Annotated in this window: 15 protein-coding genes and 1 rRNA gene; 9 read left to right on the forward strand and 7 right to left on the reverse strand. The window is 71.6% G+C overall.

Annotated elements, in window-relative coordinates:
* A 5S ribosomal RNA gene (gene rrf / locus AB0L21_RS38225) occupies positions 1-84 on the forward strand; the annotation flags it as partial.
* Positions 85-178: 94 nt separating this feature from the next.
* Here the strand turns inward: rrf and AB0L21_RS38230 are convergent.
* The 5 genes from AB0L21_RS38230 to AB0L21_RS38250 form a co-directional block, all read right to left on the reverse strand.
* Positions 179-1,489: a DUF58 domain-containing protein gene (locus AB0L21_RS38230; RefSeq protein WP_365788626.1), complete on the reverse strand. Its 1,311-nt coding sequence runs from the start codon at positions 1,487-1,489 to the stop codon at positions 179-181.
* Complete coding sequence (locus tag AB0L21_RS38235) at positions 1,489-2,478, reverse strand: MoxR family ATPase (protein ID WP_365710968.1); 990 nt, start codon at positions 2,476-2,478, stop codon at positions 1,489-1,491. The genes AB0L21_RS38230 and AB0L21_RS38235 overlap by 1 nt, the downstream gene beginning before the upstream one ends.
* Positions 2,478-3,674: a DUF4350 domain-containing protein gene (locus tag AB0L21_RS38240; RefSeq protein ID WP_365788627.1), complete on the reverse strand. Its 1,197-nt coding sequence runs from the start codon at positions 3,672-3,674 to the stop codon at positions 2,478-2,480. Before AB0L21_RS38240 ends, AB0L21_RS38235 begins: the two co-directional genes overlap by 1 nt.
* Positions 3,671-4,390, reverse strand: coding sequence for a DUF4129 domain-containing protein (locus AB0L21_RS38245; protein WP_365788634.1), 720 nt, complete (start codon positions 4,388-4,390; stop codon positions 3,671-3,673). The genes AB0L21_RS38240 and AB0L21_RS38245 overlap by 4 nt, the downstream gene beginning before the upstream one ends.
* 73 nt (positions 4,391-4,463) lie before the next feature.
* A complete protein-coding gene (locus AB0L21_RS38250) occupies positions 4,464-5,870 on the reverse strand; it encodes a glycerophosphoryl diester phosphodiesterase membrane domain-containing protein (protein ID WP_365788628.1) in 1,407 nt (468 codons plus the stop codon).
* Between the two features lie 140 nt (positions 5,871-6,010).
* Between AB0L21_RS38250 and mtnA the strand changes: the two genes are divergently transcribed.
* From mtnA to AB0L21_RS38285, 7 genes are all read left to right on the forward strand, one after another.
* Positions 6,011-7,156 (forward strand): S-methyl-5-thioribose-1-phosphate isomerase, encoded by a 1,146-nt coding sequence (mtnA, locus tag AB0L21_RS38255; RefSeq protein WP_365788629.1) that lies wholly within the window; start codon positions 6,011-6,013, stop codon positions 7,154-7,156.
* Positions 7,157-7,273: 117 nt separating this feature from the next.
* Positions 7,274-7,963 (forward strand): two-component system response regulator MtrA, encoded by a 690-nt coding sequence (gene mtrA / locus AB0L21_RS38260; protein ID WP_005316841.1) that lies wholly within the window; start codon positions 7,274-7,276, stop codon positions 7,961-7,963.
* A gap of 1 nt (position 7,964) precedes the next feature.
* Positions 7,965-10,070, forward strand: a complete 2,106-nt coding sequence (gene mtrB / locus AB0L21_RS38265; protein ID WP_365788630.1) for an MtrAB system histidine kinase MtrB — start codon at positions 7,965-7,967, stop codon at positions 10,068-10,070.
* Positions 10,060-11,892 (forward strand): LpqB family beta-propeller domain-containing protein, encoded by a 1,833-nt coding sequence (locus AB0L21_RS38270; protein WP_365788631.1) that lies wholly within the window; start codon positions 10,060-10,062, stop codon positions 11,890-11,892. The genes mtrB and AB0L21_RS38270 overlap by 11 nt, the downstream gene beginning before the upstream one ends.
* A 151-nt stretch (positions 11,893-12,043) precedes the next feature.
* Positions 12,044-12,916, forward strand: a complete 873-nt coding sequence (locus tag AB0L21_RS38275; protein ID WP_365788632.1) for a ComF family protein — start codon at positions 12,044-12,046, stop codon at positions 12,914-12,916.
* Between the two features lie 279 nt (positions 12,917-13,195).
* On the forward strand, positions 13,196-13,927 hold the full coding sequence (raiA, locus tag AB0L21_RS38280) for a ribosome-associated translation inhibitor RaiA (protein ID WP_365710989.1): 732 nt from the start codon (positions 13,196-13,198) through the stop codon (positions 13,925-13,927).
* A gap of 202 nt (positions 13,928-14,129) precedes the next feature.
* Positions 14,130-14,876 carry a response regulator transcription factor gene (locus tag AB0L21_RS38285; protein ID WP_356349131.1) on the forward strand — a complete coding sequence of 249 codons (747 nt, stop codon included), beginning with the start codon at positions 14,130-14,132 and terminating at the stop codon, positions 14,874-14,876.
* 3 nt (positions 14,877-14,879) lie between these two features.
* Here AB0L21_RS38285 and AB0L21_RS38290 read toward each other — a convergent pair whose 3' ends face one another.
* Both AB0L21_RS38290 and AB0L21_RS38295 read right to left on the reverse strand, forming a co-directional pair.
* Positions 14,880-16,055 carry a crosslink repair DNA glycosylase YcaQ family protein gene (locus AB0L21_RS38290; protein ID WP_365788633.1) on the reverse strand — a complete coding sequence of 392 codons (1,176 nt, stop codon included), beginning with the start codon at positions 16,053-16,055 and terminating at the stop codon, positions 14,880-14,882.
* Positions 16,056-16,126: 71 nt separating this feature from the next.
* Positions 16,127-16,696 (reverse strand): GNAT family N-acetyltransferase, encoded by a 570-nt coding sequence (locus tag AB0L21_RS38295; RefSeq protein WP_365710983.1) that lies wholly within the window; start codon positions 16,694-16,696, stop codon positions 16,127-16,129.
* 254 nt (positions 16,697-16,950) lie between these two features.
* Here AB0L21_RS38295 and secA point away from each other — a divergent pair, with 254 nt between their 5' ends.
* Positions 16,951-19,761 carry a preprotein translocase subunit SecA gene (gene secA, locus AB0L21_RS38300; protein ID WP_365710985.1) on the forward strand — a complete coding sequence of 937 codons (2,811 nt, stop codon included), beginning with the start codon at positions 16,951-16,953 and terminating at the stop codon, positions 19,759-19,761.
* The last annotated feature ends 261 nt before the right edge of the window (positions 19,762-20,022 follow it).

Consider the following 20,022-nt stretch of genomic DNA (forward strand, 5'->3'; position numbering starts at 1 on the left):
TACATTCCGAACCCGGAAGCTAAGCCTCACAGCGCCGATGGTACTGCAGGGGGGACCCTGTGGGAGAGTAGGACGCCGCCGAACAATTTTTGAGGAAACCCCCGCACTTCGGTGCGGGGGTTTTCTGCGTTTAGGCCTATTCGACGTCCCCAGAGGGACAGCGACGGGCCGAGACCTTTCAGAGCCGACCCGCCGCTTTGAGAGCCAGATACGCGTCCGCAAGCGCCGGCGCCAGATCCTCCGGCGTCGCGTCGACCACCGTCACCCCATGACGGCGGAGCTGCTCCGCAGTGCGCCGACGCTCGCTCTGCGCCTGAGCGGCTGCCGCCGCTTCGTACACAGCCTCCGTGTGACCCCGGGCCTGCGCCATACGGGCAATGTGCGGATCTGCCACCGCGGCGACCAGCACAGTGTGTCGTTGAGTGAGCTGCGGGAGCACGGGAAGCAGGCCCTGCTCCACCGGAGCCGCGTCCAGCGTCGTGAGGAGCACGATCAGGGAGCGGCGAGGCGCGGTGCGCAGCGCGGTGGCCGTGAGACCCCGAGCGTCGGTCTCCACGAGTTCCGGTTCCAGTGTCGCCATCGCGTTCACCAGGGAAGGCAGCACATCGCCTGCCGCACGACCCTGGACCAGGGCGCGGACACGACGGTCGTAGGCCAGCAGCGCCACGCGGTCGCCTGCGCGCGAGGCGAGAGCCGCCAGCAGCAGGGCCGCGTCCATGGAGGCGTCCAGGCGTGGCGCGTCGCCCACCCGGCCGGCCGAGGTACGGCCGGTGTCCAGGACGAGCAGGATGTGCCGGTCGCGTTCGGGCCGCCAGGTGCGGACGGCGACGGCCGACTGCCGCGCCGTGGCGCGCCAGTCGATCGAGCGGGTGTCGTCACCGGGGACGTACTCGCGCAGGCTGTCGAACTCCGTTCCCTCCCCACGGGTCAGCACGCTGGTGCGGCCGTCGAGTTCACGCAATCGGGCGAGTTTCGACGGCAGGTGCTTCCGGCTGGTGAACGGGGGCAGAACTCGTACTGTCCAGGGGACCTTGTGGGCGCCCTGGCGGGAGAAGAGCCCGAGGGGGCCGTAGGAGCGGATCGTCACGCGGTCGGCCTGGCGGTCGCCGCGGCGGGTGGGGCGCAGCCGGGTCGTCACGCGTCGGCGCTCGCCCGGTGGCACGGTCAGCCGGTGCCGGGAGGCGTCGATCTCGGTGCCTGGCTGCCAGCTGCTCGGTGGCCAGGCGTCCCGGAGCCGCGCCCGCAGCAGGCGACGGGACGGGTTCGTGACCGTGAGTGTGACATCGGCGGTGTCGCCGAGGCGGGTGGAGGTGTCGCCGGAGCGGGTCAGACGGAGACGGCGTACCGGCGCGGCCAGGGCGTAGTCGCAGGCGCAGGCCAGGGCCAGTGGGCCGTTGACCGCGAGGATGCCCGCCCAGCCTGGTTCCAGGATGCCGACGGGGATCGAGCCGAGGGCCGCTAGGAGGGCGGCGCGTCCGGTGAGTGCCATCAGCGGGGGACCGGGACGTGGGCGAGGATGGCGTTGATGACCGAGTCGGCGGTCACGCCTTCCATTTCGGCCTCGGGGCGCAGCTGGACCCGGTGGCGCAGCGTGGGCAGGGCGAGGGCCTTCACATCGTCGGGGATGACGTAGTCGCGGCCGGTCAGCCAGGCCCAGGCGCGCGAGGTGGCGAGCAGGGCGGTGGCGCCGCGTGGGGAGACGCCCAGGGTGAGGGAGGGCGACTCGCGGGTGGCGCGGCAGATGTCCACGACATAGGCGGTGATCTCGGGGGAGACGGTCGTCTTGGCGACCGCGGCGCGGGCCGCCTCCAGATCGGCGGGGCCGGCGACCGGGCGTACGCCGGCGGCGCGCAGGTCACGCGGGTTGAAGCCCGAGGCGTGCCGGGTGAGGACGTCGATCTCGTCCTGCCGGGAGGGCAGAGGGATCGTCAGTTTGAGGAGGAAGCGGTCCAGTTGGGCTTCGGGGAGGGGGTAGGTGCCCTCGTACTCGACCGGGTTCTGCGTCGCGGCGACGAGGAACGGCTCGGGGAGCGGGCGGGGGGTCCCGTCGACCGTGACCTGGCGTTCCTCCATGGCCTCCAGCAGGGACGACTGGGTCTTGGGCGGGGTGCGGTTGATCTCGTCCGCGAGGAGCAGGTTGGTGAAGACCGGGCCGGGCTGGAAGGAGAACTCGGCGGTGCGGGTGTCGTAGACAAGGGAGCCGGTCACGTCGCTCGGCATCAGGTCGGGGGTGAACTGGACGCGTTTGGTGTCGAGTTCGAGTGCGGATGCGAGGGCGCGGACGAGCAACGTTTTGGCGACCCCGGGGACTCCTTCTAGTAGTACGTGTCCGCGGCAGAGGAGGGCGACGACGAGGCCGGTCACGGCGGGGTCCTGGCCGACCACGGCTTTGGCGATCTCGGCGCGCAGGGCTTCCAGGGAGGCCCGGGCGGCGCCCGGGTCCCCGCTTCGCCCGGCGTTGTCAGTGGTCGGGTCCATCATGAACGGCGTACCTCTCTTTCGAGGGCGTCGAGTCGGTCGGTGAGGGCGATGAGGGCCGCGTCGTCGCCGGGCGGCGGTCCGAAGAGGAGGGAGTGCAGGGCCTGTCCGTCGCCGGCGAGGTGGGTGGACAGGGCGGGAAGCAGGGCCTCGGGCGTGTGCGCCTGGGTGACGGAGACGCCGACGAGGGGGGCGAGGCGGGTGCGGGTGGCCGAGCGAAGAGCGGCGGCGGCGCGGTCGCGGGCGTTGGCGTTGCGGTAGAGGCGGGCGCGGCCTTCGGCGGTCTCCGAGGCGCGGATCGCGACGGGGAGTTTCTCGGGCACGAGGGGGCCGAACCGGCGTGCCCGCCAGAAGGCGGCGAGGGCTGCCGCGATGAACAGCTGCAGGGTGGCCCAGAGCCATCCCGAGGGGAGCAGGTCCAGGAAGCTCTTCCGCTCGCCGTTCTCGGTGGCGGAGGCGTCGGACAGCGAGGGGAGGTACCAGACCAGATGGGGGCGGGAGCCGAGGAGTTGAAGGGCGAGCGAGGCGTTGCCCTGCTCGTCGAGGCGGTCGTTGTAGAGGATGTCGGGCGCGCCGAGCACGACGGTGTCCCCGCCTCCGGTGGTCGCGGGGACGCGCAGGAGGGTGGCAAGGCGTTCGCTGGGGTAGCACGAATCGGCGTCGAGGTGCGTGGTGGTGTAGCGGATGCCGCCGGTGTCGGCGGGGCCCGCGCGCCGGGCTTCGGGCAGCGTGCAGTCCGGGTCGAGGGTGGAGCTGTCGCTGGTGGCGGGGTCCGCGGCGACCCCGGGGGCGAGCCGTTCGACGGACCAGCTGCCGGCCGCGACGAGGACGGTCCGCCCGCCGGAGGACGCGGTTGCCGCGTGCACCCGGGCCTGTTGGCGATGGGTCAGCAGGTCGGGTGCGGCGACGAGCAGGGTGGTGTCCGGGCCGGCGGCGGCGCGGGCCGCACCGAGGGTGGTGACCACACGGGTGGAGACGCCTCGTTCGGAGAGGAGTTGGGCGACGGCGCGGCTGCCGTAGGGGTCGGGGGAGCGCGGGTCCAGGTCGCCGTGCCGGGTGGTGGAGCGTACGGCGGCCATGGCGACGGCCGCGGCCAGGAGCAGCACGACGGCAAGTGCGATGCCTCGTGTCCGGGTCCACAGCTGGCGGCCGGTGGGCGCGGTGGAGGTGGTCGTCGGGGTGGCCTCGGTGGTCACTCGGCGGCCCCCTGGCGGGTGTTCTGGGCCTTGGTGGTGGTGCTGGCGGGGCTGTTGGCGAGGGTCGGTCTGGTGTGTTCCAGGTCGCGGTCTAGTTCGGCGAGGCGGTGGTACGCCTGCTCGCCGGCCGTGCGCCCGCCGTATGTGACGTCGTCGAACTCACGGGCGGCGGCGCGCAGCCGGTCCGTGTGCGCGGGGAGGACGCGCCCGGCCTCGGCGGCTGCTTCGTCGGCGGTGCGACCGGGGCGTACGTCGAGCAGGGCCCGCTCCTCCAGGGAGCGGACGAGGGCCCGCATGCGTTCCTGGACGGCCTGGTTCCAGTGGCCCTGGGCTGCGTGGGCCTCGCTGGCGGCGCGGTGTTCGGCCGCGCTACGGGGGCGCTCGTCGAACAGGACGGCGGCCGGGGCGGCCCCGCGGCGGGGGGTGCCCAGGCGCCACCACAGGGCGGCCAGGACGGCGACGGCGAACAGGATGACGACGACCAGGCCCACCGTGCCGCCAGGGGTTGCCGAGGCAGCCGAGCCGAGGGCCCGGTCGAGCCAGTCCCAGAACGCGTTCAGGGCACGCTGGAGCAGGCTGGGGTCGTTCTCGTGGTACATCCCCTTGGACAGCTCCCGCCGGGCCGCCTCGCGTGCGGGATCGCGCCCGATGGTCACCGGTGGCTCGTCTCCCGAGCCACCGGCAGCCAGCACGACCCGGTCCGTCGCACGCAGCAGCCGGCCCGCGACCCCCGTGGCGGCGCCCGAGGGGGCCGCCACCGTGAGAACTCCCCCCGTGAGGCTCACCGCATCAGCTCCCGGGGACGGGGCCGGGGGCGCCGGTGCCGTAGCCCTGGACGCCGGCGGCGCGGGCCAGTTCCAGGTCGAGGGCCTCGCGGCGGATGCGCTGGTCGATGTAGAGGAGGACGGTGACGCCGGCGCTGATCGGAAGAGTGAGCGTGGTGCCGATCAGGGAGCCGATGCCCCGGATGATCAGGAACGCCCAGCCGACGTGTCCGCCGCCCGTGCCGAGGAAGTCGCCCATGCCGTCGCCGCTGACGGAAGCGCCGATGAGGGCGAACGGGATGGTGACGATCGCCGAGACGATGTTGGCGATGAGCCAGGCGAGCAGCTGGATGCCGAAGACGCGCCACCAGGAGCCGCGCACCAGCTTGGCGGAGCGGCTCATGGCCTTGGTGACGCTCTGGCGTTCCAGCATCAGGGCGGGAGCGGCCAGGTAGTAGCGGATGGCCAGCCACACCGCGACGACGACGGCTCCGAGGATGCCCAGGGCGAACAATGCGGACCCGCCGGCGTCGCTCCCGCCGCTCAGCAGCACCAGGAAGCCGGGCAGTGCGCCGACGACGATCACCCCGATGGTGATCAGACCGAGCAGGATGAGCAGTCCGGCCAGCTTCGGGATCTGCGGGCGGGCCTCGCGCCAGGCCTCGCCGGTGCTGACCGGCTTGCCGAGCACCCCGCGGCTGGTGATGGTCGTGAGCAGGGCGGTGGCGACGATGACGGCGACTGCGGAGATCACCGTGACGATGCCGGTGCCGATCATGGAAACGCGCAGGGAGCGGTAGGCGTCGTCGAGGGTGGCGGTGCGGCTGTCGAGCGATGTGCGGGCGAGGGCGTCGTTGACGAAGAAACCCTGGACGAGGACCAGGCAGGTGTCCGTGACGACGGCGACGGCCAGCGCGATGCCGAGGACGGTGCGCCAGTAGGTGCGCATGGTGGAGACGGCACCGTCGAGGATCTCGCCGACGCCGAGCGGGCGCAGCGGGATGACACCGGGCTTGGCCGCCGGCGGGGGACCTCCCCAGCCGCCGCCCCAGGAGGGGTATCCGCCCGGGGTGCCGTAACCGCCGTAGCCGGGAGGGGGGCCGCCGTATCCGCCGCCGGGGACAGCGTAGCCGCCGGGGCCGGGGCCGGGGCCGGGGCCGCCGGGCTGCCGACCGCCCCAGCCCGGGCCGGGCGGCGGGGGCGGCGGGGCCTGGTTGGGGCTGGGGGCACCGGTGGGCGCGGACCACTGGCCGGCCGGCGGCTGCTCCTTGGACCACTTCGAGCCTGGGCCCTGCGCGTCCGTGCCCGGCTGCGGCGCGGGTTCGGTGGGGCCGGGTCGGTCTGCGGGCTCGGCGGGGCCGGACGCACCGGGTTCCCGCCCCTCGGACGACGGGGCGGATCCGGGCGAGGCCCAGCCCGGAGTGTCAGTCATCGAAGCTCCTTCTCGGTGCCCGTCCGCGGTCGCGGCGGCAGGTTGGCAGCCATCGTGCCATGGGCTGGTCACCGGGGGACCGGCCACGGTGGGGGCTGGACGCCTTCAATTGTCCGCCGGATCCGGGGCAGACTGACGGCATGGTTGATCAGCAGGCGCGAACCGGCGGGGACAAGCGGCCGAGCGGGATACCGGCGATCCGATGGGAGGAACCACCAGAAGGTCCCGTACTGGTCCTTCTTGATCAGACGAGGCTTCCGGCCGAAGAGGTCGAGTTGGTGTGCACGGACGCGGCGGCGCTGGTGGAGGCGATCCGTTCGCTCGCCGTGCGCGGGGCGCCGCTGCTCGGGATCGCGGGGGCGTACGGCGTCGCGCTCGCCGCCGCGCGGGGCTTCGACGTGGCCGAGGCCGCGCGGGCACTCGAAGAGGCCAGGCCCACCGCGGTGAACCTGTCCGTCGGGGTGCGCCGGGCACAGGCGGCGCACCAGGCGGCGCTGGCCCGGACCGGTGACCCCACCGCGGCCGCCGTGGCGGCGCTGGCCGCGGCGCGGGCGCTGCACCAGGAGGACGCCGAGGCCAGCGCCCGGATGGCGGCCCATGGTCTGGCGCTGCTGGACGAGCTGCTGCCCGGCGGCGGGCACCGGATCCTGACCCACTGCAACACCGGGTCGTTGGTGTCGGGCGGGGAGGGCACGGCCTTCGCGGTGGCCCTCGCCGCGCACCGGGCGGGCCGGCTGAGGCGGCTCTGGGTGGACGAGACGCGTCCGCTGCTGCAAGGCGCTCGCCTGACGGCGTACGAAGCGGCCCGCAGCGACATGGCGTACACCCTGCTCACGGACAACGCGGCGGGTTCCCTGTTCGCGGCGGGTGAGGTGGACGCGGTGCTGATCGGAGCGGACCGGATCGCGGCCGACGGTTCGGTGGCGAACAAGGTGGGGAGCTATCCGCTCGCCGTGCTCGCCCGGTACCACCATGTGCCGTTCATCGTGGTGGCGCCGCTGACGACGGTCGACCCGGACACTCCCGACGGGGCGTCCATCGAGGTCGAGCAGCGTCCCGGCTTCGAGGTGACCGAGGTGGCGGCGCCCCACGCGGCGGGAGCAGGGGGTGGGATTCCGGTGGCACCGCTGGGGACACAGGCGTACAACCCGGCGTTCGACGTGACCCCGCCCGAACTGGTGACAGCGATCGTCACCGAGGAGGGAGCGGTCTCGCCCGTGACGGCCGAGGCACTTGCGGAACTGTGCGCCCGGCCTCCGGCTGGGGCTCCGCCGGTGTCGAGCTGACATCGGTGACCGGCACCCCCGTCGAGGACAGGGGCAGACAGTGACGGTCCCGTACGACTATCGTCACCGGCCAGTGACCTCCCTCACCAGGGCGCCTGTCGCTGTTATGAGAATGGGATGATGTCGTTTATGAAGGGACGAGTCCTTGTCGTCGACGACGACACCGCACTGGCCGAGATGCTCGGCATCGTGCTGCGTGGTGAAGGTTTTGAGCCGTCTTTCGTAGCCGACGGCGACAAGGCGCTGGCCGCTTTCCGTGAGGCGAAGCCCGATCTGGTGCTGCTCGACCTGATGCTGCCCGGACGGGACGGCATCGAGGTGTGCCGGCTGATCCGGGCGGAGTCCGGTGTGCCGATCGTGATGCTCACGGCCAAGAGCGACACCGTCGACGTCGTCGTGGGCCTGGAGTCCGGCGCCGACGACTACATCGTCAAGCCGTTCAAGCCGAAGGAGCTGGTGGCCCGGATCCGGGCGCGGCTGCGCAGGTCGGAGGAGCCGGCGCCGGAGCAGCTCACCATCGGTGACCTGGTCATCGATGTCGCCGGGCACTCGGTGAAGCGGGACGGGCAGTCGATAGCACTGACCCCGCTGGAGTTCGACCTGCTGGTCGCGCTCGCCCGCAAGCCCTGGCAGGTGTTCACCCGTGAGGTGCTGCTGGAGCAGGTGTGGGGCTACCGGCACGCGGCTGACACGCGGCTCGTCAACGTGCATGTCCAGCGGCTGCGTTCCAAGGTCGAGAAGGACCCGGAGCGGCCGGAGATCGTGGTGACCGTCCGTGGTGTCGGTTACAAGGCCGGACCGAGCTGACATGTCCGGGGACAGCGCCGCTTCGGTTCCCGGCGGTTCTGGGGCCCGTCCGGGGCGGTCTGTCGGCCGGACGGCGGCGGGTGCGCGCCTGCGGGCGCTGTTCGACGGCGGGCTGCTCGAGGGCGGAGTCCAGGGCAGCCCGGTCCTGCGTCTGTTCCTGCGCTGGGTGCGCCGTCCGCTGCTGCCGTTGATGCGGCTGTGGCGGCGCAACATCCAGCTCAGGGTCGTCGCCACCACCCTGCTGATGTCGCTCGGTGTCGTCCTGCTGCTGGGCTTCGTCGTGATCGGGCAGGTGCGCAACGGCCTGCTCGACGCGAAGGTCAAGGCGTCCCAGAGCCAGGCCACGGGCGGGTTCGCGGTGGCCAAGCAGAAGGCAGACGAGGCGGTCGGCGGGACCGGTGCGGGAGCCGGCGCCGGTGACGGCACGGCGACCGCGGACGGGCGGCAGTCGCAGAACGTCATCCAGTGGATGAGCGACCTCGTGGAGTCGCTGTCCAGCGGCGGCGCGGGCGCCTTCGACGTGGTGACGCTGCCCGTGGGCGACGACAGCGGTGGCGGACGCAGCCCGCGCGGCTCCGGGAACGTCAACCCGACCTCCAGCGTGCCCGCCGCCCTGCGCGAGCGGGTCAACAGCGGTACGTCGGCCGTCCAGAGCAACACGCGGATCGTCTACTACGGCGGCAAGGACTCGCAGCCGGGGCTCGTCATCGGCAAGCAGGTCAACGACCCCAACGGCCGCCCGTACGAGTTGTACTACCTCTTCCCGCTCACGCAGGAGGAGAAGTCCCTGAGCCTGGTGAAGGGCACGCTCGCCACCGCCGGGCTGTTCGTCGTCGTCCTGCTCGGCGCCATCGCCTGGCTGGTGGTGCGGCAGGTCGTCACGCCGGTGCGGATGGCGGCCGGGATCGCGGAGCGGTTGTCGGCAGGGCGGCTGCAGGAGCGGATGAAGGTCACCGGCGAGGACGACATCGCGCGCCTGGGCGAGGCCTTCAACAAGATGGCGCAGAACCTGCAGGGCAAGATCCAGCAGCTGGAAGATCTGTCGCGGATGCAGCGGCGGTTCGTCTCCGACGTCTCGCACGAACTGCGCACGCCGCTGACCACCGTCCGGATGGCCGCCGACGTCATCCACGAGGCGCGCGAGGACTTCGACCCGGTCACCGCGCGGTCGGCCGAGCTGCTCGCCGACCAGCTGGACCGGTTCGAGTCGCTGCTCGCCGACCTGCTGGAGATCAGCCGTTTCGACGCCGGGGCGGCGGCGCTGGAGGCCGAGCCGATAGACCTCAGGGAGGTCGTCCGGCGGGTGGTGAGCGGTGCCGAGCCGCTCGCCGAGCGCAAGGGCACGCACGTACGGGTCCTCGGTGACCAGCAGCCCGTCGTCGCCGAGGCGGACGCCCGGCGTGTGGAGCGGATTCTGCGCAACCTCGTCGTCAACGCCGTCGAGCACGGCGAGGGCAAGGACGTCGTCGTCAAGCTGGCCGCCGCGGGCGGAGCCGTGGCCATCGCGGTGCGGGACTACGGCGTAGGACTGAAACCCGGTGAGGCGACCCGCGTCTTCAGCCGCTTCTGGCGGGCCGACCCGGCACGCGCGCGTACCACCGGCGGTACCGGCCTCGGGCTGTCGATCGCCCTGGAGGACGCGCGGCTGCACGGCGGCTGGCTGCAGGCCTGGGGCGAGCCGGGCGGCGGCTCCCAGTTCCGGCTGACGCTGCCCAGGACGGCGGACGAGCCGCTGCGGGGCTCGCCGATACCGCTGGAGCCCAAGGACTCCCGCCGCAACCGCGGCCTCGACGACGCCGGCCTGCCCCGGGCGGGCGAGGAGAAGCGGGCGACTGTCCCGGTGCAGCAGAACGGCGTCCAGGCGCCCGCGTTGCCGCCGCGGGCGGAGATCACGCCGCGGCTGGCCGCTGCCACCCCGGCCGTCGACCCGACCGCCCTGCCGGGCAACGGCAACGGCGCGCGCGTCGTGCCCCGGCCCACCGGTGGCGCACGGCGTCCGGTCGAGGGGCCCGCCGCACGTCCGGTGCCCGGCGCGAGCGCGGGCCGGCCGGACGCGGCCACGCCGGAGGACTCGACCGAGCCAGGGGAGGCATTTCGTGGCCGCTGACCGCGAGGGGGGCGCACGGCGGCGGTCGTGGCGCGTGGTGGCGTACGCCGCCCTGGGTGTCGTACTGCTGGCCGGTTGTGCCTCGATGCCCGACAGCGGGGACCTGCGGGATGTGGAGTCCACGCCCCGGCAGGACACCGGGGTCCGGGTGTTCGCCATGCCGCCGGCCGACGGCGCCGGTCCGGGCGAGATCATGCAGGGCTTCCTGGAGGCGCTGACCAGCGACGACCCGGGGTACGACACGGCCCGTAAGTACCTGACGGCCGACGCGGCCCGCAGCTGGCGGCCCGAGCAGTCGACCACCGTCCTGGCGAACGGGCCGACCATCGAGACCGACTGCCGTCCCGGCGGCCGGGAGGAGACGAACAGCGTCACCTGCGTGCTGGCCGGCAGCCAGGTCGCCACGGTCGACGAGCAGCAGGCCTACCAGCCCGCCGACGGCACCTACCGCAAGAAGCTGCACCTCACGAAGGATCCGAAGAACGGGCAGTGGCGCATCGACGGGCTGCCCAACGGGGTCGTCATGGGCAAGTCGGACTTCCAGCGGAACTACACGCCGGTCGACAAGTACTACTTCGCCTCCAACGCGTCCGTCGGGGAGAGCGGACAGCCGGTGGCGGTCGCCGACCCGGTGTTCGTCCGCAGCAAGGTCGACCCGATGACCCAGCTGGTCCGCTCGCTGCTGAAGGGACCCACCGCCTGGCTGGGACCGGTGGTCAGGTCGAGCTTCCCGACCGGTACGGCGTTGCAGAAGGGCGTGTCCGGGCTGGCGCCGGACGACCAGAACAAGCTGACGGTGCCGCTGAACCTCAAGGCGTCCCGGGTGGCGCCGGGCAAGTGCACCGAGATGGCGACCCAGATGCTGTTCACGCTGCGGAACCTGGCGCCGACGCTGGACTCCGTGGAGCTGCGGGGGACCGGCGGCGACCGGCTGTGCGAACTGACCGGGGAGCGCGCCGAGTCCGTCGCCTGGCACGGGTCGTCCAAGCGCCCCGATTACCTGTACTTCCTCGACGGCAAGCACCGGATGGTACGGATGCAGACCGGGAGCACCGGGACGGCGTCCGTACCGGTGCCGGGTCCGCTGGGCGAGGGCGGCAGAGGGCTGCAGTCGGTGGCCGTGTCGCGGGACGAGCACACCGCGGCCGGGGTCGCCGACGCGGGCAGAACGCTGTACGTGACGTCGCTGGCGTCGGACGGATCGCTCGGTGAGCCGCTGGTGACCAGCGCCGGTACGACCCCCGACCACCGGCTCGGCACCCCGAGCTGGGACGCCCGCGGCGACCTGTGGGTGCCCGACCGTGACCCGCACCGGCCGCGCCTGTTCGCCCTGGAGCAGGGTGCCGACAAACCGGAGCCGGTCGCCGTCGCGGACCTGTCCGGCCAGATCAAGGACGCGCGGGTGGCCGCCGACGGGGCACGGATCGCGCTGGTCGTGGAGAAGAACGGCAAGCAGTCCCTGTCCATCGGCCGGATCCAGCGCGACGACGGAACCGGGCAGGGCATCTCGGTGGACGGACTGCGGTCGGCGGCACCGGACCTGGAGCAGGTCAGCGCCATCTCCTGGGCCGGGGACAGCAGACTGCTGGTCGTCGGGCAGGAGCAGGGGGGTGTGCAGCAGATGCGGTACGTCCAGGTCGACGGCTCCACCCTCGACGGCCCGGCACCGGGCGCGCTCACCAGCGTCAAGGCGATCGCCGCGTCCGAGGACGAGCGGGTGCCACTGGTGGCCTGCTCGGAGGACGGGGTCGTACGACTGCCGTCCGGGGCGCAGTGGCAGAAGGTCGACAAGGACGGGTCGGCTCCGGTCTATCCGGGCTGAGAGCAGGACGGCTGAGAGCAGGCCGCCCCCCTTCCCGTAGCCGCCCCCCTTCCCGTAGCCGTGCGCCTTCCCGTAGCCGTGCGCCGAGTTGTCCACAGGGCGTTGTCCACAGGGGTGGCCGGCCCGCGGCCGTGTTGGCACAGTGGTGGTCATGCGGGGGTGGTGGCAGGACCTCACCGACCTGGTGCTGCCGGCCGACTGCGCGGGCTGCGGCGCACCTCGTACGGCGCTCTGCCCGCGGTGCCGGGCCGCGCTGCACGGGAGCGCGGCGCGGCGGGTGCGGCCGGTGCCGGAGCCGGCCGGGCTGCCGGTGGTGCACGCGGTGGCTCCTTACGCCGCGGAGGTGCGGGCGCTGCTGCTCGCGCACAAGGAACGGGGCGCGCTGACGCTCACGGGAGCGCTGGGCACGGCACTGGCGGGGGCCGTGCGGGCGAGCCTGGGCGCGGACGGCGGTGCCGGCGCCGGGTCGGCCGGGTGGGCGGGGCGCGGGCCCGTACTGCTGGTTCCCGTGCCCTCCGCCCGGTGGGCCGTACGGGCGCGGGGGCACGATCCGGTGCGGCGCATGGCGCTCGCGGCGGCCGGGGAGCTGCGGCGCACCGGGACGCCGGCCCGGGTGGCGGCCGTGCTGCGCCAACGGCGGGCCGTGGCCGACCAGGCGGGGCTGGACGCGCGGCGTCGTCTGGAGAACCTCGCCGGGGCGCTGGAGGTGAGTCCGGGAGGCGGCCGGCTGCTCGGCACGGGCCGCGTCGTGCTCGTCGACGACCTGATGACGACGGGCGCCAGTCTCGCGGAGGCGGCGCGGGCCCTGCGGGAGACGGGCGTGTCCCGGCGCGAGGACAGGACGGCCGTGTACGCGGCCATAACTCGGGAAGGTAGGGAGGAACGATGGATCGGTGCGCCGCCGGAGAGAGGGGAGTGGGTGCATAGTGCACCGGAAAAGGCGGCGTCGAACGCCCCGCGGCGGATCCTCCATGCCGCCGTGATCGCAGCTCCTCACGATTCTTTTGAAATGAACAGGAACTGATCGTCAACGTGCATCGTTCCAGCTAGTGACAGGGGTAATTCACCTGAATGGAGGTACGCCGCAGTAGAGGGTGACGACATCCGTCCGGGCGAGATATGTTCGGGTGTGAGGAAAGGCGCAGGCCACACCTCTCATATCCGAATGCCGTGCTGTGGGTTTTCCGCAATCACCCGCGCCGGTGGGGTGGAGATCTCGCCCGTGGGGGAGGAGGAGGTGGAAGTCACCGAGTCCGAGGTCCGGTGATCACCGGACCTGGTGCGAAAGGGAGATGCTCCGCCGATACAGCGGAGCGATCCGGGAACGGAGTTCTGCGTGGACATCGTCGTCAAGGGCCGCAAGACCGAGGTGCCCGAGCGGTTCCGCAAGCACGTGGCCGAGAAGCTGAAGCTGGAGAAGATCCAGAGGCTCGATGCCAAGGTGATCAGCCTCGACGTCGAGGTGTCCAAGGAGCCGAACCCCCGACAGGCCGACCGCTGTGACCGAGTGGAGATCACGCTCCGCTCCCGCGGTCCGGTGATCCGGGCGGAGGCAGCGGCCAGCGATCCGTACGCGGCGCTCGACCTGGCGGCGGAGAAGCTGGATGCCCGGCTCCGCAAGCAGCACGACAAGCGGTTCTCGCGCCGCGGCGCGCGCCGGATCTCGGCGGCAGAGGTCCCCGATCACGTCCCGGACGCGGCGACACTGAACGGCAGCGGCCTCCCCGTCCAGGAGGAGGAGACGGACGGAGTGCCGACCAAGAAGATCGGCTCGCTGGAGATCAAGGGTGAAGGACCCCTCGTCGTCCGCGAGAAGACCCACGTCGCCTCCCCGATGACGCTCGACCAGGCCCTGTACGAGATGGAACTGGTCGGCCACGACTTCTACTTGTTCGTCGACTCCGAGACGAAGGAACCCAGCGTCGTCTACCGGCGACACGCCTACGACTACGGCGTGATCCACCTCAGCACCGACCCGATGGTCGCCGAGGCGCAGGCGCAGCCCCCGGCGGCGGGTGGCACGCTGGGCGGCTGATCCACCGGCTGAAGCTGTGCGGGTGCCCCTGGAGCGCGTGTGCGCCCCCAGGGGCACCGGTGTGCGACCACTTCGCGCCCCGCATGTCACCTCGGTGCCGCCCGGGCATGAAATCATGGCCGCACCGGCCCAACCGGTGGGCCGCTGCCTTGGGTTGGCGATGGCACAGGACCACAGGCCACAGCCTTCAGGGGGAGGAACGATGGCGGACACCTTCGGACCGATGCGGGACGGGGACGCCGACGACGATGTCATCGGCAGGGACCCGGACGCGGGCTCGTCGCGCGACGAGCCGATCAGAGTCCTGGTCGTGGACGACCACGCCCTCTTCCGGCGCGGCCTGGAGATCGTGCTCGCGGCCGAGGAGGACATCCAGGTCGTCGGCGAGGCGGGCGACGGGGCCGAGGCCGTCGACAAGGCCGCCGACCTGCTGCCCGACATCGTGCTGATGGACGTCCGCATGCCCAAGCGCGGCGGGATCGAGGCCTGCACCTCCATCAAGGAGGTCGCCCCCAGCGCGAAGATCATCATGTTGACGATCAGCGACGAGGAGGCCGACCTCTACGACGCGATCAAGGCGGGCGCGACCGGATACCTCCTCAAGGAGATCTCGACCGACGAGGTGGCCACCGCCATTCGCGCGGTGGCCGACGGACAGTCGCAGATCAGCCCGTCGATGGCGTCGAAACTCCTCACCGAGTTCAAGTCGATGATCCAGCGCACCGACGAACGCCGGCTGGTGCCCGCGCCCCGGCTGACCGACCGCGAGCTGGAGGTCCTGAAGCTCGTCGCCACGGGCATGAACAACCGGGACATCGCCAAGGAACTGTTCATCTCCGAGAACACCGTGAAGAACCACGTCCGCAACATCCTCGAGAAGCTGCAGCTGCACTCCCGGATGGAGGCCGTGGTCTACGCGATGCGGGAGAAGATCCTGGAGATCCGCTAGCGCCTATCCGAGCAGCCCGGCGAGTTCCCTGCCCAGGGGCTCGCGCAGCTCGGGTGCGTCCACGCGCTCCACGCGGACATTGGTGCAGTTCACCCACGCCGCCGCCTCGACCAGGGCCTGGGCGACGCCCGGGACCGCCTTCGGACCGTCCACGGTGACCTGCTTGGCCACCAGCGTGCGGCCCTCCCGGGCCGGGTCGACACGCCCGACCAGCCGGCTGCCCGCGAGCACCGGCATCGCGAAGTAGCCGTAGACCCGCTTGGGCCGGGGGACGTACGCCTCCAGCCGGTGGGTGAAGCCGAAGATCCGCTCCGTGCGCGCCCGCTCCCAGATCAGCGAGTCGAACGGCGACAGCAGGGTGGTGCGGTGCCGGCCGCGCGGTGGTGCCGCCAGGGCCGCCGGGTCCGCCCAGGCCGGCTTGCCCCAGCCCTCGACCTCGACCGGCACCAGGCCCGAGTCGGCGATCACCGCGTCGACCTGCTCGCCCCTGAGACGGTGATAGTCCGCGATGTCCGCGCGCGTGCCGACACCGAGCGACTCGCCCGCCAGCCGGACCAGACGGCGCAGGCACTCGGAGTCGTCCAGCTCGTCATGGAGCAGTGCGGCCGGGACCGCGCGCTCGGCGAGGTCGTACACCCGCTTCCAGCCGCGCCGCTCCACGCACACCACCTCGCCGTACATCAGCGCGCGCTCCACGGCCACCTTCGTGCCCGACCAGTCCCACCAGTCGTTCGTCTTCTTCGCGCCGCCCAGTTCGGTGGCGGTCAGCGGGCCCTCCGCGCGGAGCTGCTTGATGACCTGGTCGTAGGTGCCGTCGGGGAGTTCGTGGTGCCAGTGCGGCCGGTTGCGGTAGGCGCGGCGGCGGAAGGCGAAGTGCGGCCACTCCTCGATGGGGAGGATGCAGGCCGCGTGCGACCAGTACTCGAAGGCATGGGCGTCCGTCCAGTACGCGGCCTCCACGGCCTTGCGGCCGACCGCGCCCAGCCGGGCGTAGGGCACGAGTTCGTGGGAGCGGGCGAGCACCGAGATCGTGTCGAGCTGGACCGCGCCGAGGTGGCGCAGCACCCCGCGGACGCCCGCGCGCCGGTCGGGCGCGCCGAGCAGGCCTTGAGCCCGCAGGGCGATCCGGCGGGCGTCGTCCGCGGTGAGAGTGGTGGTCGGGCGCGGAAGGGTCGTCATGCGTCGGACGATAGAGGGTGCCACTGACAGCCCGCGACGAGCTGCCCGTTCCTCGGGAACGGCGAACAGGCTCAGGAACGCGCGGGCAGGTACGGGGCCGTGGAGGGCAGGCCCAGGTCCGAGGGGAGCAGGGAGCCGACCCAGCAGTCGCGGCGTACGCCCTTGTTGTTCAGGCCGGAGCGCAGGGTGCCCTCGATGGTGAAGCCCGCGCGTTCGGCGACCGCGCGGGAGGCGTGGTTGCCGACCTCGGCCCGCCATTCGACACGGTCGACGCCCACCTCGGTGAAGATCCACCGGCAGGCGGTGAGCGTGGCCTCCACGACATACCCGTTGCCGCGGTGTTCCTTGGCCGCCCAGAAGCCGACCTCGGCCGTGCCCAGCGAGCGCATCGTCAGGGCGAGCATGGCGGCCAGCTCCCCGCCCGTGAGGAAGACGCCGAAGGTGAAGGTGGAGCCCTCCGACCAGCCGTCCGGGACGATCTGCTCCGTGAAGCCGATCGCGTGCTCCGGCAGATAGGGCGAGGGGACCAGCGTCCAGCGCTGGATGTCGGGGTCCTGCGCCGCCGCGTACACCGCGTCGGTGTCGGCGGGGCCGACCGGGCGCAGCAGGAGACGGTCCGTGGTGAGCGTGACGGGTTCCATCGCCCGATTCTGCTCGGGACAACCCCGGCCGGGCCACGGAATTCAGCGATGGGTGAGCGGCCGATCACGTTTCGCGTAATTCCTCGCGCCGGTGCGGCACTATCCGGTTGCCCCGTCCGTTGTCCTGGCTGAAGCAGCCGTCGGGCCGCCAGGCCTCCCGGCGCAGCCGGGTCCTCGCATACGATGGCCGTTGCTCAGTACGTCAGAAGGAAAACCGACCGTCCCAGGCCCGACCGGCAAGGAGACCAGCCCCCGTGTCCGTCCTCTCGAAGATCATGCGTGCAGGCGAAGGCAAGATCCTGCGCAGGCTGCACCGCATCGCGGACCAGGTCAACTCCATCGAAGAGGACTTCGTCGACCTCTCCGACGCCGAGCTGCGGGCCCTCACCGATGAGTACAGGCAGCGCTACGCCGACGGTGAGAGCCTGGACGACCTGCTCCCCGAGGCGTTCGCCACGGTGCGCGAGGCCGCCAAGCGCGTCCTCGGCCAGCGCCACTACGACGTGCAGATGATGGGCGGTGCCGCGCTCCACCTCGGCTATGTGGCCGAGATGAAGACCGGTGAGGGCAAGACCCTCGTCGGCACGCTGCCCGCGTATCTGAACGCCCTGTCCGGGGACGGCGTCCACCTCATCACGGTCAACGACTACCTGGCCGAGCGCGACTCCGAGATGATGGGCCGCGTCCACAAGTTCCTGGGCCTGAGCGTCGGCTGCATCCTCGCCAACATGACGCCGGCTCAGCGCCGCGAGCAGTACGCGTGCGACATCACCTACGGCACGAACAACGAGTTCGGCTTCGACTACCTGCGCGACAACATGGCGTGGTCGAAGGACGAGCTGGTGCAGCGCGGCCACAACTTCGCCATCGTCGACGAGGTCGACTCCATCCTCATCGACGAGGCCCGTACGCCGCTGATCATCTCCGGCCCGGCCGACCAGGCCACCAAGTGGTACGGCGACTTCGCCAAGCTGGTCACGCGCCTCAAGCGCGGCGAGGCCGGCAACCCGCTCAAGGGCATCGAGGAGACCGGCGACTACGACGTCGACGAGAAGAAGCGCACGGTCGCCATCCACGAGTCCGGTGTCAGCAAGGTCGAGGACTGGCTGGGCATCGACAACCTCTACGAGTCGGTGAACACCCCGCTCGTGGGCTACCTGAACAACGCCATCAAGGCCAAGGAACTCTTCAAGAAGGACAAGGACTACGTCGTCATCGACGGCGAAGTCATGATCGTCGACGAGCACACCGGCCGAATCCTCGCCGGCCGCCGCTACAACGAGGGCATGCACCAGGCGATCGAGGCGAAGGAAGGGGTGGACATCAAGGACGAGAACCAGACGCTCGCCACGATCACCCTGCAGAACTTCTTCCGCCTCTACAAGAAGCTCTCCGGCATGACCGGTACGGCGATGACCGAGGCCGCCGAGTTCCACCAGATCTACAAGCTCGGCGTGGTCCCGATCCCGACCAACAAGCCGATGATCCGCAAGGACCAGTCGGACCTGATCTACCGCACCGAGGTGGCCAAGTTCGAGGCGGTCGTGGACGACATCGCCGAGAAGCACGAGAAGGGCCAGCCGATCCTCGTCGGCACGACCTCCGTCGAGAAGTCGGAGTACCTCTCGCAGCAGCTCAGCAAGCGTGGTATCCAGCACGAGGTGCTGAACGCGAAGCACCACGAGCGTGAGGCGCAGATCGTCGCCCAGGCCGGCCGCAAGGGCGCCGTGACGGTCGCCACCAACATGGCCGGCCGTGGTACGGACATCAAGCTCGGCGGCAACCCGGAGGACCTCGCCGAGGCGGAGCTGCGCCAGCGCGGCCTCGACCCCGAGGAGCACATCGAGGAGTGGGCCGCTGCCTTGCCCGCCGCCCTGGAGAAGGCCGAGCAGGCCGTGAAGGCGGAGAAGGAGGAGGTCGAGGAGCTGGGCGGCCTCTACGTCCTCGGCACCGAGCGGCACGAGTCGCGGCGCATCGACAACCAGCTGCGCGGCCGTTCCGGCCGTCAGGGCGACCCGGGCGAGTCCCGCTTCTACCTGTCGCTGGGCGACGACCTGATGCGCCTGTTCAAGGCGCAGATGGTCGAGCGCGTGATGTCGATGGCCAACGTGCCGGACGACGTGCCGATCGAGAACAAGATGGTCACGCGCGCGATCGCGTCCGCCCAGGCACAGGTCGAGACGCAGAACTTCGAGACCCGTAAGAACGTCCTGAAGTACGACGAGGTCCTCAACCGGCAGCGCGAGGTCATCTACGGCGAGCGCCGGCGCGTCCTGGAGGGCGAGGACCTGCACGAGCAGATCCGGCACTTCATGGACGACACCATCGAGGCGTACGTCCGCGCCGAGACCTCCGAGGGCTTCCCCGAGGACTGGGACCTGGACCGGCTGTGGGGTGCCTTCCGGCAGCTGTACCCGGTGAAGGTCACCATCGAGGAGCTGGAGGAGGCGGCCGGCGACCGGGCCGGTCTGACCGCCGAGTTCATCGAGGAGTCCATCAAGGAGGACATCCACGAGCAGTACGAGGCCCGGGAGGCGCAGCTCGGCTCCGAGATCATGCGTGAGCTGGAGCGCCGGGTCGTGCTGTCGGTCCTGGACCGCAAGTGGCGCGAGCACCTCTACGAGATGGACTACCTCCAGGAGGGCATCGGCCTGCGCGCGATGGCGCAGAAGGACCCGCTGGTCGAGTACCAGCGCGAGGGCTTCGACATGTTCACCGCGATGATGGACGGCATCAAGGAGGAGTCCGTCGGCTACCTGTTCAACCTGGAGGTCCAGGTCGAGCAGCAGGTCGAGGAGGTCCCGGTCGAGGAGGCCCAGCCGGTCGGCGAAGGCGTCCAGGACACGGTGCCGGCGCAGGCGGGCGCGCGTCCCGAGATCCGTGCGAAGGGGCTGGATGTTCCGCAGCGGCGGGATCTGCACTTCTCCGCGCCGACGGTGGACGGTGAGGGCGGCATCGTCGAGCGTGACCTGGAGGAGGACGAGCCGGTGCGGTCCGAGTCGGACGGGCTCACGCGGGCCGAGCGGCGCCGGCAGGCCAAGGGCGGGCGGCGTCGCAAGAAGTAACGGTCGCCTGCGGCGCCTCAGCGGTTGAGCAGGGCCGGGTTCCCTTCGGGGGCCCGGCCCTGCTGCGTTGCTGCCGTGCGGTGGCTGGGCGGGGGTGGGTCCGCTCGCCCGCGCTCGCGGGGTACCTCACCCAGAGGGTGTGCCCCCAGTGCCCACCCGTGCCGCTCCTAGGCCCTGTCGTCAAACTCCCGTCTGCCGCGCGACGCCATGCACGCACTCTCGCCGCACCGGGCCCCGACCCAAGTACATCCAGTACGAGGG

The organism is Streptomyces sp. NPDC052721 (assembly GCF_040678315.1).
GTDB lineage: Bacteria > Actinomycetota > Actinomycetes > Streptomycetales > Streptomycetaceae > Streptomyces.